The following is a 14,960-nucleotide window of genomic DNA, read 5'->3' on the forward strand; positions in this document are numbered from 1 at the left end:
TGGCCTGATCCCCTGGGGCCGAGGCGGTCGGCGATCCGTACCGCCTCGGCCCTGGCCTTCGTCTCGCGGCCGATCACGTCGAAGCCGACGCCTCCAGGGCCGCCGGCAGCAACGCCCACACCGACTGCCGCCCACCACCGACCATCCGTATGCCCCACTCTCGCGCCAGGGGCAACGGTGTTCGACTACCTCCGGGCGACGGCACTCAGCCCGAACGACTCGGCATCTATGCTGGCAGCAGCATCAGAAGGTGTCGCGTGACGGCACGAAAAGGGGCGCGGATGATCTCTAAGGGCCTCCTGCCCGACATGATCCGTGCTGATGTCGAGATGCTGTGGGACTACCACGACCTGCATCATGTGGAGCGGCCTGCGGACGTCGGTGTCGGCCTTGGCAGTCATGATCTCGGCGTGGCGATTTGTGCCGCCGATCTCTATCACCGGGGCGTGTTCCCGCTGATCGTCTTCACCTTTGGTGCGCCGATGAACGATCCCTTCGTCCTCGGCATGCGCAGCGCTGACGATCACGTCGGCGTTTGACACCGGCTGAAGCACCGTCGGCCCGGGATCAGCCGCGGAGCTGCGGCTCGGTTTGATCGGCCCCCTGATGAGGCTTACTCACTGCGTCTTGCCGGGCCGGCACGAGGAGCATGGCCAGCGCCCCTACCAGGGCGGGAATCGCGAACGCGTAGAAGTTCGCCTCGATACCCCAGCCGGAGGCGAGGACGGCGCCGCCGTAGATCGGTCCGCAGATCGCGCCGAGCCGGCCGACGCCCAACGCCCAGCCCAACCCGGTCGCCCGCATGTGGGCCGGGTAGAAGTTCGCCGTGTACGCGTTGACCAGCACGGTCGTGCCGATGGTGCACGCGCCGGCGATGGCGACGAGCGCGAACAGCAGCACGCTCGGCAGGCGGAAGCTCAGCAGGAAGATGCTCACGGCGGCGACGGCGAACATGCCGAACGTCACAGGCTTGGAGCCGAACCGGTCCGCGGCCATGCCGAGCAGCGGCGTGCCCACGATGGCGCCGAGGTTCAGCACCAGGAGGAAGGCCAGCGCCGACCCCAGCGGGTAGCCCGCCTGACGCATGATCTGCGCGAGCCAGGTATTCAACCCGTACACGAGCAGCAGTCCCGCGCCGGTGCCGAGCCAGAACAGGAGCGTCCCGGTGAGGAACGGCCGTCCGAAGAGCGATTTGATCGCGCCCGCCGGTCCCTCCTTGGTACGCGGGGGCGCTTTCTCCAAGGTCAGGTCGTAACGTGCGGCGAGTTCGGCGGCCTCGGCCTCCCGTCCGCGGAGGAGCAGGTAGTTCGCAGACTCGGGCAACATCCGCCAGGCCACCGGCAGCAGCAGCGCACCGAGTATCGCGCCGATCCAGAACATCGCACGCCAGCCCAGTGCCGGGATCACGCCGATGGCCGTCAGCGAGGCCACGATGCCGCCGATCGAATAACCGGAGAACATGAACGCGTTCGTGGTGCTGCGGCGCTTCGGATGGGCGTACTCGATCGTGAGCGCGATGGCCGTCGGCACGACGCCGCCCAGACCGATGCCCGCGACGAAGCGGGCCAACCCGAACAACTCCACAGTGGGTGCCGCGGCCGCCAGGCCCATCGCGATCGAGAACCACGCGATGCACCCGAGCATGACGCGCCTGCGCCCCACGAGATCGGTGATCGTGCCGATCACCATCGCGCCGATCAACATTCCGATCAGCGCGTACGAGCCGATCCGGCCGATCTCGGCCGTGCCGAGGGTCCACTCGGCGGACCCGTCGGCCAGGGTGGGCACGACCGTGCCGTAGACGATCAGGTCGTATCCGTCGATGATGATCGTCGCGCTGCAGATCGCGATGACGACGATCCTCGACCTCGAGTCACGAGGCCCCGCGTTGTTGCTCACAGCGCCTCCAAAGCGGCTCGCACATCATCGGGCCACGATACGGCGTGGGCGGCGTCAGGGGCCGCGAACGCGACCACCACGCTCCCGGCCGCCGCGACACTCGATCCGTGGCGGACCGTGAACTCGTAACGCATCGACTTCTCGCCGAGGTGGGCGATGGCGAGCTCAATCTCGGCGGTCTGGCCGAACCAGAGCCGCTCCCGGTAGTCGACCTCGTATCGCACCCTGGGGGCGTGGCCGAACAGGTGCTCCTGACCGAGACGGCGGAGGAGTTCGGCCTCGGCGGCCTCGGCCCAGCGCAGGATGACGCTGTGATGGTGGTGCCCGGCGGCGTCGGTGTCCGCCCACTCGACCCGGCGGGTGATCGTGACGGCATGCCGGGTTCCGGGGGCGGTCTTGTGAGAGAACGTTGCGGACGTCATGTCAGACGTCCTCCCGGCTCACAGCTGGCCTGCGGCGCAGGCTCTGATGGGACATGGGGTCTCCTCAGCGGGTGGGGGTTCTGGGGGCGGGGAGTCTGCTTTGAGTCGCGGAAGGGGTCGGCCGGTCCCTTACGCATGTCGCCGGAGTGGCGGTTCGAGCCCGGATCAGGTCATGGCACGGCCGCGTGCTCGTTCTGGACTATTTCGCGAAGCCTGAAGTGTTGCAGCTTGCCGTTCGTGTTGCGTGGCAGGGAGTCGCAGAACCGTACGTCGCGGGGGTACTTGTAGGGGGCCAGGACCCGCTTGACGTGGTCCTGGATCTCCTTGGCCTTGGTGTCATCGCCGGTCACGCCGTTGCGGAGCCGGACGAAGGCGCACACGACCGAGCCGCGTTCGGCGTCGGGGCGGCCGATGACGGCGCACTCGAGCACGTCGGGGTGGGCGTCGATGGCGGCCTCGACCTCGGGCCCACCGACGTTGTAACCCGACGTGACGATCATGTTGTCGGTGCGGGACTCGTAGTAGAAGTAGCCGTCCTCGTCCTTGTGGAAGATGTCGCCGGTGACGTTCCAGCCGTTGAGTACGTAGTTCCTCTGACGCTGGTCGTCGAGGTAGCGGCAGCCGACCGGGCCGATGACGCCCAGGAGCCCCGGTTCGCCGGGGCCGAGTTCGGAGCCGTCGGGATCGAGGATGGCGGCGCGGTATCCCGGCACCGGCGTGCCGGTGGCGCCGGGGCGGATCCCGTCGCCGGCGGCCGCGATGAAGATGTGCAGCATCTCGGTGGCGCCGATGCCGTCGATGATCCTGAGCCCGAGCCGGTCCCGTAGCTGCACCCACGTTTCCTGGCGAAGGTGCTCGCCTGCCGACACCGCGGTCCGCAGCCCGGCGAGCTTGTGTTCCGCGCCTTCTCGCAGGATGGCTTTGTAGGCCGTGGGTGCCGTGGCGAGAACCGTCACTCCTTCGCGTTCGACGATCTCCGCGAGCTGGAGCGGGGTGGCCGCCTCGGTCAGCAGGGTGCAGGCGCCGGCCCGCAGCGGGAAGACGATGAGCATGCCGAGGCCGAAGGTGAAGGCGAGGGGGGCGGAGCAGGCCACCAGGTCGTCCGCGGCGGGCTTCAGCACGTGACGGCCGAAGGTGTTGTCGATGGACAGGATGTCGCGGTGAAAGTGCATGGTGATCTTCGGGACGCCGGTGCTGCCGGAGGTCGGCCCGAGCAGTGCCACGTCGTCGGCGGCGGTCTGCACATCGGTGAACTCGCCCGACTTGGCGCCGGCCCGGGTGAGAAGGTCCTCGGGCCCCGTTCCGCCGTACTCCACGATCGTCAGTGACGGCTGCGCGGTGTCCCGGACGGCGCGCACCTCGTCGGCGAACCGGTGGTCGACCAGCGCGATCGAGGGCCGGGTCCGCTCCACGATCGGGGCGAGCTCACGGGCACGCAGGGCGGCCATCGTGGTCACGACCACGCCGCCGGCTTTGAGCACGCCGAGCCAGGCCGCGACGGTCCACGGGTTGTTGGGGGAGCGCAGGATGACCCGCTGTCCCGGAACCAGGCCGAGGTCCTCTGTCAGCACCTGGGCGATCTGGTTGGCACGCGTCCGCAACTCGCCGTAGGACCAGGTCTCCCCGGTCGGTGTGCGCAGCGCGGGCCGGTCGGCCCCGAACGTGGCGGACGGGACGTCGATGAGCTCCGTGGCGGCGTTCAGCCGGTCCCCGTACTGCAGGTCCGGTGTGGTGAACTCGATGGTCGGCCAGAGATGTGCTGGAGGCAGGTGATCACGCGCGAACGTGTCGACGTGCGCCGAGGTCGAAGGGGACAAGGGAGGAAGTCCTTCCATGAGCCGCCGGGGGTGGCGGTCAGGTGGTGCGGATCAGGCCCTCCTGGACGACGGTGGCCAAGTGACGGTAGTCGTGGGTGAAGAAGCGGCCGGCGGCCAGGCCGCGACCGGTGTCGGCGGCGACGGCTTCCTGGACGTAGAGGAGCCAGTCGCCGACCGGTCCGGGACGGTGGAACCACATGGCGTGGTCCAGGCTGGCGGTGATCAGCCCGGGCTTGGCCCAGGGCAGGCCGAGCACCCGCAGTACGGGCTCCAGGATCGTGTAGTCGCAGACGTACGCCAGCGCGGCCAGGTCTCGCTGGGCCTCGCTCAGTCCCTCGACAGGCCGGAGCGGGTCGAACGGCTTCAGCCACACCGCTTGGTGGGGCACCTGTTCGCCCTCGACGGTGAGGTAGACCGGGCCGGGCACGTGCCGCATGTCGAAGCTCCGGCCCGCGGACCAGTAAGCCTTCGACTCCTCGGTCATCGAGCCGCCGCTCCGCTCCGCGAGGTACGCCGCCGAAGCGTGCAACTCGTCGGGGCCGGGGACGATCTCGGCGGGCTCGGCAAGGTAACTCGCGCCGGCCTCGCCCGCGGCGAAGCTCGCCAGGCAGACGTAGACCGGCTTGCCGTTCTGGTAGGCGCGCACCTGGCGGCTGCTGTAGCCACGACCGTCGCGCAGCAACTCCACCTCGTACCGCACTGTCGCTCCGATGTCGGCCGGCCGGAGGAAGTAGCTGTGCATCGAGTGCAAGGTCTTGCCGTCGGTCACCGACCGCATGGCCGCCGCCGCGGCCTGGGCGACCAGGTCGCCGCCGTACGCCTTGGGCCACGGGCAGGGCTGGGTGGTGGCGGTGTAGGCGAGGTCGAAGTGCTCGGGGTCCGCGGGCGTCAGAGTGACCGCCGCGGTGAAGGCCGCGGAGGTCGTGAGCGTCCCGGTCGTCATCGGTCCAGCCAGTCGCGCAGGTCGGTGTCGGCGACGTCGGGCAGGTTGACGACGATGTTCTCCGGCGTGCGCGTGGTCATCCACACCAGCGGCTTGGAGCGCGAGAGATTGCACTCCACGTGCGGCATGAACGGCGGCACGAAGACCCAGTCGGCCTCCTCCATGTCGACGTAGTCCTCGAACTTCTCGCCGAAATAGATGCGTGCCCGGCCGGACAGGACGTAGCCGCCGGTCTCGGCCTCGCCGTGATGGTGCGACACCGAGCGGTAGCCGGGCTCGTTGCTGACCTTGCCGAACCACAGCCTGGTGGCCGGCGTGTGCTGGATGCTGACCCCCGAGATCCGGACGGCCCCGCCCGAGCCGGCGGTGTTGGCGTCCTCGGCACCACCGCGTGTCACGACCGGAGCGACCAGACCACTGGGCAGTCGATATATCGAGTTGTCGCCCTCGAGGCGGTACTTGCTGAAGTCGGGCTCCACGGGTCGGCTCCGTTTCGATCGGGATTCGGACGGTCTGGGGCAAGTGGGACCCAGCAGTTGAATATCTCGTATCTTTCACGGTCGTCATGGAATGTCAATACCGAGCCCGGATGTTCCGCGGCGCCCCCGGCCGCGAAATGCGAGGTTCGGGGTCGTGTTCGGGCGGACGGCGGATCAAGGCCCATTGCGTTTTGTTGACGATCGTTGATTGGACGCGATACTTTGACGTCGGCTCGTCGTAACAGGAGGAGGACACCGTGCGGATTGCGGTCATCGGAGGAGGCCCGGGCGGGCTGTACTTCTCGGTCCTGGCCAAGCAGTTGGGACCCGAACACGAGATCACCGTATGGGAGCGCAACGCTCCGGACGACACCTTCGGATTCGGCGTGGTGTTCTCTGACGAGACCCTGGGTGGGATCGAGCACGCCGATCCCACCATCTACCGCCAGATGGAGACGGAGTTCGCCCGCTGGGATGACATCGACGTCCACTACCGGGGACAGGTGCTCACCAGCGGAGGCCACGGTTTCGCGGCGCTCAGCCGCAGGCGGCTACTGGAGATCATGCAACAGCGCTGCCGGGAGCTCGGCGTCACGATCAACTTCCTCGTGGAGGCGCCCGACGTGGCACAGCTCGCCGCGACCCACGACCTGGTGGTCGCCGCCGACGGGCTGAACTCGCTCGCGCGCTCCAAATACTCCGACTCCTTCCACCCGGATCTGGAGCGGCGCGCCTGCAAGTACATGTGGCTCGGCACGGACAAGGTGTTCGACGCCTTCAAGTTCTACGTACTCGAAACGCCGTACGGCGTGATCCAGGGGCACGGCTATCCGTTCGACGCCCATGGCAGCACCTTCGTCGCTGAGATGCACGAGGACGTCTGGCGCAGGGCCGGCTTCGACGAGTTCGCCAATCGGGAGTTCGCTCCAGGCGAGTCCGACGAGAAGTCGATCGCGCGGGTGAAGGAGCTCTTCGCCGAAGAGCTGGGCGACTGCTCCTTGCTCGCCAACAACAGCAAGTGGATCAGCTTCACCACCGTCCGCAACGAGAGCTGGCGTCACGAGAACATCGTCATCCTGGGCGACGCTGCCCACACCGCCCATTTCTCCATCGGCTCGGGCACCAAGCTGGCCATGGAGGACGCCTTGAGCCTGGCGGCGTGCCTGCACGAGCAGCCCACCCTGGACCAGGCGCTCACCGCCTACGAAGCCGAGCGCAAGCCGGTCGTCCAGTCCACTCAGCGGGCGGCGCAGGCGAGCCTGGAATGGTTCGAGAACCTGGGGCAGTACGTCGGCCAGGAGCCCGAGCAGTTCGCGTTCAACATCATGACGCGAAGCCGTCGTGTCACCTACGACAACCTCCGACTGCGTGACCCGGAATTCGTGACCCGCATCGACGCGTGGTTCGCCGGCCGGCACTCGGGCCGTGCCGGAGACGGGGCCGGGACGCCGCCCATGTTCCACCCCTTCCGGCTCGGCCAGCTGGAGCTCGCCAACCGGATCGTGGTGTCGCCGATGGACATGTACCGGGCGGTCGACGGGGTCCCCAATGACTTCCACCTGGTCCATCTGGGAGGCAAGGCGCTGGGCGGCGCCGGCCTGGTCATGACCGAGATGGTCTGCGTCTCCGAGAGCGGCCGCATCACGCCCGGTTGCGCCGGCATCTGGAACGAGGAGCAGTCGGCCGTCTGGCGGAGGCTCGCCGACTTCGTGCACCGCGAGAGCAGGGCGAAGATCGGCATCCAGGTCGGCCACTCCGGACGCAAGGGCTCCACCTGCCTCATGTGGGAGGGGATAGACCAGCCACTCCCCGAGGGTAACTGGGAGGTCGTCGCTCCGTCCGCCCTGCCGTACAAGGAAGGGGTCAACCAGACCCCCCGCGAGCTCGCCCGGACCGACATGGAGCAGATCAAGCAGCAGTTCGCCGACGCCGCCCGCCGCGCCGACGAGGCCGGCTTCGACCTCCTGGAACTGCACTGCGCGCACGGCTACCTGCTGTCGTCCTTCATCTCCCCGATCAGCAACCAACGCACCGACGACTACGGCGGGAGCCTGCAGAACCGGCTGCGCTACCCCCTGGAGGTCTTCGCCGCGATGCGTGCGGTGTGGCCCCGGCACAAACCCCTGACCGTGCGGATCTCGGCCACGGACTGGATCGAAGAGGGCATCACCGGCGACGACGCCGTGGAGATCGCTCGCGCTTTCGGCGCCGTCGGCGCCGCCGCGATCGACGTCTCCACCGGTCAGGTCAGCCCGCTGGAGAGACCGGCCTTCGGCCGGTCGTACCAGACCCCTTATGCCGACAAGATCCGCAACCAGGTCGGTATCCCGACGATCGCCGTCGGCGTGATCTCCTCCTACGACGACGTCAACTCGATCCTGCTCGCCGGGCGCGCCGACCTGTGCGCCTTGGGCCGGGTCCACCTCTATGACCCGAACTGGACGTTGCACGCCGCCGCCGAGCAGGCCTACACCGGACCCGGGGCGGCGTGGCCCGACCCCTGGCGCCCCGGCCGCCGCAAGCCGCAGACGCGACGCACCGACGGGCCCAAGCCGCGTCTGGAATTGATCCGCGAGGGTGTGACCACCACCCGGCACGCGCGGTGGCGGCCGTGAGCCGGACCGGCAGCTCGATCTGAAGGACGACGAAATCCCGCCCGATCATCTCGATCGGACGGGATTTTCGCGCTTCCGGGTCATCTGAATCGATGGGCGGCCCGGGGCCGCCATCATCATGCGGGGGGCTTCAGCCGCTCCTCCGGGATCACGGCTGTGCCAAGAATCTCGATCATGGCTTCGGGCTGCCAGAGCCTCGTACATCCGATCCCGGCCATGGCCGGGTAGACCGGGCCGGCCAGCTCTCGCCAGACCTCACCGATGTCCTTGCCGTGCGCCTGGTAGTCCTCGACGTCGGTCAGGTAGATCGTGATGTTGACGAGGTCGGCGGGCTCTCCTCCGGCCGCCCGCAGGGTGGTCAGCACATTCCAGAAAGCCTGGCGGAACTGCTCGACGATCCCGCCTTCGACGATGCGCATGTTCGCGTCCAGCGCGGTCTGCCCGCCCAGGTAGAGCGTGTTCCCGGCCAGGGTGCCGTGCGAGTAGCCACTGGGCTTCGGAAGGCTGTCGGGGTTGATGGCGATGGGCTTCACGAGGCTTCCTCTCGACTTGATACTATATTGACAATATCTGACGATCGTGAAAAATACGATACATAGATGCCGTTGAGGAGTCACGTACATGAAGCTCGCCACTGTGTCCCGAGGTGCGGGCACGAGCACCGCCGCTGTTCTCGTCGACGACCTCTGGCGGCGTCTTCCCGCCGCGGACCTGGGAGCCTGGCTGCTCGCCGGGCAGAATGCCGAGCCGGGTGAGCCCTTGCCGGACTGGGAGCCGGTCAACCCGCTGCCGTGCCCCGGCAAGGTGATCTGCTGCGGGTTGAACTACGCCGACCACATCGCGGAAACCGGCCGTGATCTGCCGTCCCACCCGACGCTTTTCGCCAAGCACGCCGACACCCTGCTCGGGCCGGCCGAAGAGATCTTGGTGCCGAAGGACGTCGCCCTGGACTGGGAGGCCGAGCTCGCCGTCGTCGTCGGGCGCCCGATCCGCGGAGCCGACCGGGACGAGGCTGCAGCCGCCATCGCCGGCTACACCGTCGCCAACGACATTTCCGTGCGCGACTGGCAGAGGCGCACCCTGCAATGGTTCCAGGGCAAGGCCTGGGACCGTACTACACCGATCGGTCCGGTCGTGGTCACGCCCGATGATCTCGACCCTCTCGCCGGCGTCGCGATCCGCTGCCGCGTCAACGGCGAGCTCGTCCAAAGCGCGAACACCCGCACGCTGGTCTTCGACTGTGCCGCGCTGCTCGCCTACATCTCCACCTTCACGGTGCTCCGGCCCGGCGATCTTGTCCTCACCGGCACTCCCGGCGGCATCGGCGCGGCCATGGATCCGCCGCGATTCCTCGCCGACGGCGACCTCGTCGAAACCGAGATCGACGGGATCGGTGTCTTGCGCAACCGGGTCCGCCTCCTCCCTTGACCCGCACAGACGTTCACCCGCTCCATGTCCAAGTGGCGCAGTGCGGTCAGGCCGTCAAGGAAGGCCGCTCGTCGGCGAGCCGTTCTCCCAAGACCGAGGTGACGGCGGCACGAAGCGTGGTGCCGTCGTCGTCGGCGAGCGCGGCGGCGCGTAGCCGCGCGAGTGCGGAGGCGGCGTCGGCACGGCCCGCGAGCCGTCGGGCGGAGTCCATGAGGACGGCGAAACTCTCGCTGCCGTGGGAGTGGGTCTGCCCGTATCCCTTGAGCACGCCCTGGCATTCGACGATCTCGCAGGCCAGGTCGTAGTCGTCGGGCGCGGTCCGCACGACGAGGTCGAGCCAGGCGTCGATCCCCGCCTGCTCCCGGCCGAAGCGTAGCGAGCGAGGCCGCAGCGGGCGCATCCGGGCCAGCACCCACAGCGCCGTGAAGCCGGCGACGGAGGTGGTGTTGACGACCATCCCGTTGCGGGTCAGCTTCGTGACGACTCGGCGGAAGGGCGTCGAGCCGGCCAGCCGCTGGCCCAGGCGAGTGGGGAGGGTGTCGGTGATCTCGTCGATCTGAGGGTGGAGGTACTCGCGAACCTGCATGAGCTGGCCGGACTTGGCATGCGCTTCCTCGCGGATGCCCGCGATCCGGCGCCGCCGGATCTTCTGCTGCGCGACGTGGGTCGTGTCCTGGTAGCACATCCAGAGCGCGGCGTGGCGGGCCGTCTCGGTGGTGAGGCGCGCGGCACCCTTGTCCTCGGACTCCAGCGCCGTCACCCGGGCGACCCGGGCGAGATAACTGTCGGTGTAGGACACCCCCTGGTAGACGGCGGTCCGTACGCAGCCGTGCAGGAGCATGGAGCGGGCAGGGTCGGGGAACTCGGCCACCCGAGCAGCCTGTGCCTGAAGGGCCGGTCCGACGAGTTGCCCAGGGGCGGTGGCCGCGAGTGTCCTGTGCCGCTCATCCTCCGCGGCGGCGGCCTCGGCCGCGGCGTCGTGCGGAGGGCGGAGGCCAATGGTGACCGGCACCGGTCCGCTGTCCGCCGGGCGGGAGGGCGCGGGCGTGGGCGCGGGTTGCCGCGCCGCGTCGAACCCGAGGGCGAACGCGGAGAGGGACGCCTCGACGGCTTTCCCTGACGTACGTACCGCAGCCTCGAACTGCTCACGGGTGAACGGCAGCGCCGCCGAACCGGCCAGCGCGCCGAACAGCGAGGCACTGATCACGCTGCGCGCCTTTTCGGCGAGGAGCATGAAGTTCGCGCCGACGAAGCGCTTGGCGGCGACGTGGGCGTCCTGAATCAACTGGTCACTGTCGGCGCGGCCGTCGCCGAGCGCGATCCGTTCGGTGATCGCGTAGACCCGGTTGGTGGAGGCGATCAAGGTCGTCCGGTCGGGGGTGCAGAAGCCGCGCTGGATCGCCCGCCCGGCCTCCATCAGCTCGGAGGCGATGACGATGTCGACCTCGCCGGGAGTGGGGAAGAGGCTGAGCACCGGTTCGGACCGGGCGCCCTCGGGAACCGCCTTCTCGGACGGCGGGAACAGTTCTACGTAGTAGACCGTCGCGCCGGTACGCTGCGCGACCCCGGCCACCGAGGTGCTCTGGGCGGTGTACCCGGCGGCTTCGCCCACGGAGACGATCCAGTCGGACAGGACACCTCCGCCCTCCCCTCCCATTGCCAGGATCGCGATCGTTATCGGGCGCCGCCCGGACTGCCAGCTCGACATCAAACCACCTCGTACTTCGCCGCGCGGCGTTCGACGGGTGCGGACAGCGCCCTGATCCAGGCCGTCCGCACCCTGGTGAGAGCGCGGTCCCACCATGTCTCGTTGACGACCACATCGGTCCGGTAGAACGACGGGCAGAGCGATGCCGCGTGGGCGTTCGCCCCGCACACGCCGCAGCCGACGCAACTGTCGATCACTGTGGCGACCGGATCGGTCCGCATGGGGTCGGGGTTCGGTTTGATCGTGAGAGAGGGACACCCGGACACCCGGATGCAGGCGTGGTCCCCGGTGCAGGTGTCGGCGTCCACACCGAAACGCTGCCGGACGACGCGCTTGCCCTCTTTGATCTTCTTGTTGGTCTCAGGCTTGATGCGGCGCTGCCGGTTCAGCTGGCACTCGCTCTGCGCGACGATGACCTTCGGGCCCCGTTGCTCGGAGGTCAGCGCTTCCACGAACAGGTCGCGCAGCTCGCCCACCTTGTAGGTGTTCGTGACTGTCGTGGCCCACTTGACCCCTACGCCGCGCACGGCCTTCTCGATCGGGTGCTTGGTGGAGCGGATCGGATTGTCGGCCTGGGAGGACAGGACGTCCTGACCTCCGGTCGCCGCGGCGTATTCGTTGTCGACCACGAGAAGCAGCTGGTCGGTGTCGTTGAAGACGGCGTTGCCCACACCGCTGGTCAGACCGTTGTGCCAGAAGCCGCCGTCGCCCATGACCGCGATCGTCCTGCGGTCGGCCTCGGCGGAGTTCAGGGCGGCCGCGCCTGCCGAGCCCAAGCCGTAGCCCATGGTGGTCGCGCCGAGGTTGAACGGCTCGTTGATGGCGAAAAGGTGGCAGCCGATGTCGGCGCTGATGTGGTGCTGTTTGCCGATCTCGCGCTCGGCGAGCTTGAGGGCACTGAAGATCGGCCGCTCGGGGCAGCCGGTGCACAGTCCCGGCGGACGGACGTGCACCGCCTTGGGCTCCACACGGGGGGCGAACGGGCTGCCGGGGTCGTCGTCGGGCAACATCAGCGCGGGTGCTCCGTCGACGGCCTCGGGCCGGTACTTGTTCAAGAACGCGGACAGGCCCCGGGTCACCGCGGTCGCGGTGTACTCGCCGGCGATCGGCAGCAGGTCCTTGCCGTGGAGCGCGGTTCTCGCGTCGGCGCGCCCGAGGATGGCGTGGAGATTCTGCTCGAGGTAGTCGGGCTGGCCCTCCTCAACCATCAGCACCGCCCGCTTGCCCTCGCAGAACTCGAGGATCTCGGAGTCCACGACCGGATAGGTCACGTTCATGACGTAGAGCGGGATCCGGGTGTTGCCATAGGTGTCTGAGCAGCCCAGCAGTTCCAGTGCCCGGTTGAGCGTGTTGTAGAGGCCGCCCTGGACGATGATGCCGACGTCGGCGGCATCGCCCGCGATGACCTCGTTGAGGCCGCGCTCGCGGATGAACTCGACCGCGGCGGGCCAGCGGGAGCCGATCTTCTCCCGCTCGTGCAGGAAGCTCGCGGGCGGGAGCACGATCCGGCTGAGGTCGCGTTTGGGGTTCTCAATCGCGTCCTTGATCGTCATTTGCGGTCGCACGTTGTCCTTGGCGACGAAGGCGCCATGCATGTGGCAGGAGCGCAGCCGCAACTGGAGCATCACCGGAGTGTTGCTCGCCTCCGACAGCTCGAACCCCGTCTCGACCGCCTCGACGATCGCGGGGATGTTCGGCCGGGGATCCAGCAGCCACATCTGCGACTTCATCGCGAAGGCATGGGAGCGCTCCTGCATGATGCTGGAGCCCTCGCCGTAGTCCTCGCCGAGGATGACCAGCGCTCCGCCAGTGACACCGCCGCTCGCCAGGTTGGCCAGAGCGTCTGAAGCCACGTTGAGGCCCACCGTGGATTTGAAGGTGATGGCGCCACGCAACGGGTAGTGCACCGAGGCCGCGAGCATCGCCGCCGCGGTCGCCTCGGACGCGCTGTTCTCGAAATAGACATCCAGCTCTTGGAGGATCTCCCGGGCGTCGCCGAGCACGTCCATCAGGTGGGAGATCGGCGCGCCCTGGTATCCGCCCACGTAGGCGACCCCGGACTGAAGCAGGGCCTTGGTGACGGCCAGAATGCCCTCGACGTGCAGAGTGGCCCCCGCGCCATGGCGCAGCTGCTGGACTTCGCTGGCAAAGGACCGCTCGGCCATGCTTGCTCCTCCTCGTTCGTTCAGGTGGGCTGGCCTCACACGCTAACTCATCTTCTGCTTATGTGTCGACCGTCAAATTGGCGCACTATCTATTCAGTCGTCACCGTTGGACGTTGCGCAGACGTGCGGGACACCAGGTGCGGTGACGTTCGGCTTTCGATCCGTTCTGGACGCACTGCCTGGTGACCGTGAAGCTCGGTATCATGACGACGGTAAATTCTGCGTAAACAGAGCGCTTCCTGTCATCGGGCGCGCATGAGCACGGAGGTGCACCGGGGTGGCAGACGACGACGAATTCACCGGGCGCGGCCAACAGCCACGCGCGTTGATCGTCACGGTGTACGGGCTGTACGCGCGCGAGAGCGGCGGCTGGATGAGCATCGCGGCGCTCATCCGGATACTAGCCCAGTGCGGGGTGGACGCGCCGTCCGTCCGGTCCGCGATCTTCCGCCTCAAACGACGCGGCCTGCTCACATCGGCCAAGATGAACGGCGTGGCCGGGTACACGCTGACCGACAAGGCGTACCAGATCCTGCGCGAAGGCGACCGCCGGATCTTCGAACGCCGGCGCGCGACCACGGACGAGGGCTGGCTGCTGGCGGTCTTCAGCGTCCCCGAGACCGAGCGCGACAAGCGACACCAGTTGCGCTCGCGACTCTCCTGGCTCGGATTCGGAACGGTCGCAGCGGGGGTCTGGATCGCCCCCGCCCACCTGCTCGACGAGACGCGTGACGCCCTGGAGCGCCACGGGCTGAGCGCCTACGTCAATCTCTTCCAGGCGCAGCACGTCGCCTTTGCCGATGTCGCTGGCCAGGTCGCCGATTGGTGGGACCTGACCCGCCTGCAAGCGCTCCACCAGGAATTCCTGGACCGCCACCAGCCGATTCTCGACGGCTACCGCGACGGCGCGGACACTGATCCCGCTCAGGCGTTCACCGACTACATCGGCGCTCTGACCGACTGGCGCCGCCTTCCTTACTCCGATCCCGGGCTGCCCCTGGAGGTGCTCCCCGGGGACTGGAACGGAGTGCGGGCCGCCGACATCTTCTTCGAGCTCCGCGAACGGCTCGCCAAACCGGCTCACAAATTCGCCGAGTCAGCCCTGCGTGGCGCATAGCCGGTCAGCGCTCGACGAGGATTTGAACCCGAGGCCATCTCGTTACGCGCCAAACGCATCACGTGGCGCCCTGACCAGCGGGCTGGCCGTTGCTCCGCTGGGCGGTTAGTTCCCGGGAACTTGTCCCGCTTCCTGTTCACCCGGTGGTTCAGACGGCAGTCGAGCATCGTCTACCGCCGTACCAGGGAGACCGTCGCACTGGTGATCGTCCATTTCGTGGAGTCGATGACCGGGATCCGGGCGGTGCAGGCGTTCCGCAGGGAGCCGCGCAATCAGGAGATCTTCGAGGAGCTGAACGAGAACTACCGTGAGGCCAACATGCGCAGCATGCGGCTCGTCGCGGTGTTCATGCCGGGCATCAAGCTGA

13 protein-coding genes are annotated in these 14,960 nt (G+C 68.1%); 5 read left to right on the plus strand and 8 right to left on the minus strand.

Annotation, left to right across the window (positions count from 1 at the left end; all coding sequences use genetic code 11):
* The first annotated feature begins 257 nt into the window (after positions 1 to 257).
* The gene (locus MBA17_RS48645; RefSeq protein ID WP_238505771.1) at positions 258 to 539 is read left to right on the plus strand and encodes a hypothetical protein; all 282 of its coding nucleotides are present in this window, start codon (positions 258 to 260) and stop codon (positions 537 to 539) included.
* Positions 540 to 567: 28 nt separating this feature from the next.
* Here MBA17_RS48645 and MBA17_RS50895 read toward each other — a convergent pair whose 3' ends face one another.
* From MBA17_RS50895 to MBA17_RS48670, 5 genes are all read right to left on the minus strand, one after another.
* The gene (locus tag MBA17_RS50895; protein ID WP_238505772.1) at positions 568 to 1,899 is read right to left on the minus strand and encodes an MFS transporter; all 1,332 of its coding nucleotides are present in this window, start codon (positions 1,897 to 1,899) and stop codon (positions 568 to 570) included.
* Positions 1,896 to 2,321, minus strand: a complete 426-nt coding sequence (locus MBA17_RS48655) for an acyl-CoA thioesterase (protein WP_238505773.1) — start codon at positions 2,319 to 2,321, stop codon at positions 1,896 to 1,898. The genes MBA17_RS50895 and MBA17_RS48655 overlap by 4 nt, the downstream gene beginning before the upstream one ends.
* Before the next feature lie 170 nt (positions 2,322 to 2,491).
* Entirely contained in the window at positions 2,492 to 4,138 is a 1,647-nt protein-coding gene (locus MBA17_RS48660) for an AMP-binding protein (RefSeq protein ID WP_455432996.1), read from the minus strand.
* Positions 4,139 to 4,175: 37 nt separating this feature from the next.
* Positions 4,176 to 5,081 carry an acyl-CoA thioesterase gene (locus MBA17_RS48665; protein ID WP_238505775.1) on the minus strand — a complete coding sequence of 302 codons (906 nt, stop codon included), beginning with the start codon at positions 5,079 to 5,081 and terminating at the stop codon, positions 4,176 to 4,178.
* Positions 5,078 to 5,560, minus strand: coding sequence for a cupin domain-containing protein (locus MBA17_RS48670; RefSeq protein ID WP_238505776.1), 483 nt, complete (start codon positions 5,558 to 5,560; stop codon positions 5,078 to 5,080). The genes MBA17_RS48665 and MBA17_RS48670 overlap by 4 nt, the downstream gene beginning before the upstream one ends.
* Before the next feature lie 257 nt (positions 5,561 to 5,817).
* Here MBA17_RS48670 and MBA17_RS48675 point away from each other — a divergent pair, with 257 nt between their 5' ends.
* The gene (locus MBA17_RS48675) at positions 5,818 to 8,175 is read left to right on the plus strand and encodes a bifunctional salicylyl-CoA 5-hydroxylase/oxidoreductase (protein ID WP_238505777.1); all 2,358 of its coding nucleotides are present in this window, start codon (positions 5,818 to 5,820) and stop codon (positions 8,173 to 8,175) included.
* A gap of 116 nt (positions 8,176 to 8,291) precedes the next feature.
* On the opposite strand, the gene MBA17_RS48680 is transcribed toward MBA17_RS48675, so the two are convergent.
* Positions 8,292 to 8,708, minus strand: a complete 417-nt coding sequence (locus MBA17_RS48680; protein ID WP_238505778.1) for a RidA family protein — start codon at positions 8,706 to 8,708, stop codon at positions 8,292 to 8,294.
* 88 nt (positions 8,709 to 8,796) lie between these two features.
* Here MBA17_RS48680 and MBA17_RS48685 point away from each other — a divergent pair, with 88 nt between their 5' ends.
* The gene (locus MBA17_RS48685) at positions 8,797 to 9,603 is read left to right on the plus strand and encodes a fumarylacetoacetate hydrolase family protein (RefSeq protein ID WP_238505779.1); all 807 of its coding nucleotides are present in this window, start codon (positions 8,797 to 8,799) and stop codon (positions 9,601 to 9,603) included.
* A gap of 46 nt (positions 9,604 to 9,649) precedes the next feature.
* Here MBA17_RS48685 and MBA17_RS48690 read toward each other — a convergent pair whose 3' ends face one another.
* Positions 9,650 to 11,311: an indolepyruvate oxidoreductase subunit beta family protein gene (locus MBA17_RS48690; protein ID WP_238505780.1), complete on the minus strand. Its 1,662-nt coding sequence runs from the start codon at positions 11,309 to 11,311 to the stop codon at positions 9,650 to 9,652.
* A complete protein-coding gene (locus MBA17_RS48695) occupies positions 11,311 to 13,476 on the minus strand; it encodes a thiamine pyrophosphate-dependent enzyme (protein ID WP_238505781.1) in 2,166 nt (721 codons plus the stop codon). The genes MBA17_RS48690 and MBA17_RS48695 overlap by 1 nt, the downstream gene beginning before the upstream one ends.
* 277 nt (positions 13,477 to 13,753) lie before the next feature.
* Between MBA17_RS48695 and MBA17_RS48700 the strand changes: the two genes are divergently transcribed.
* Entirely contained in the window at positions 13,754 to 14,593 is an 840-nt protein-coding gene (locus MBA17_RS48700) for a PaaX family transcriptional regulator (RefSeq protein WP_238505782.1), read from the plus strand.
* Positions 14,594 to 14,713: 120 nt separating this feature from the next.
* On the plus strand, positions 14,714 to 14,960 hold a 247-nt coding region (locus MBA17_RS48705; protein WP_274387105.1), incomplete at its 3' end, for an ABC transporter transmembrane domain-containing protein.

This window comes from Dolomitihabitans soli (assembly GCF_022213955.1).
Lineage (GTDB): Bacteria > Actinomycetota > Actinomycetes > Streptosporangiales > Streptosporangiaceae > Streptosporangium_A > Streptosporangium_A soli.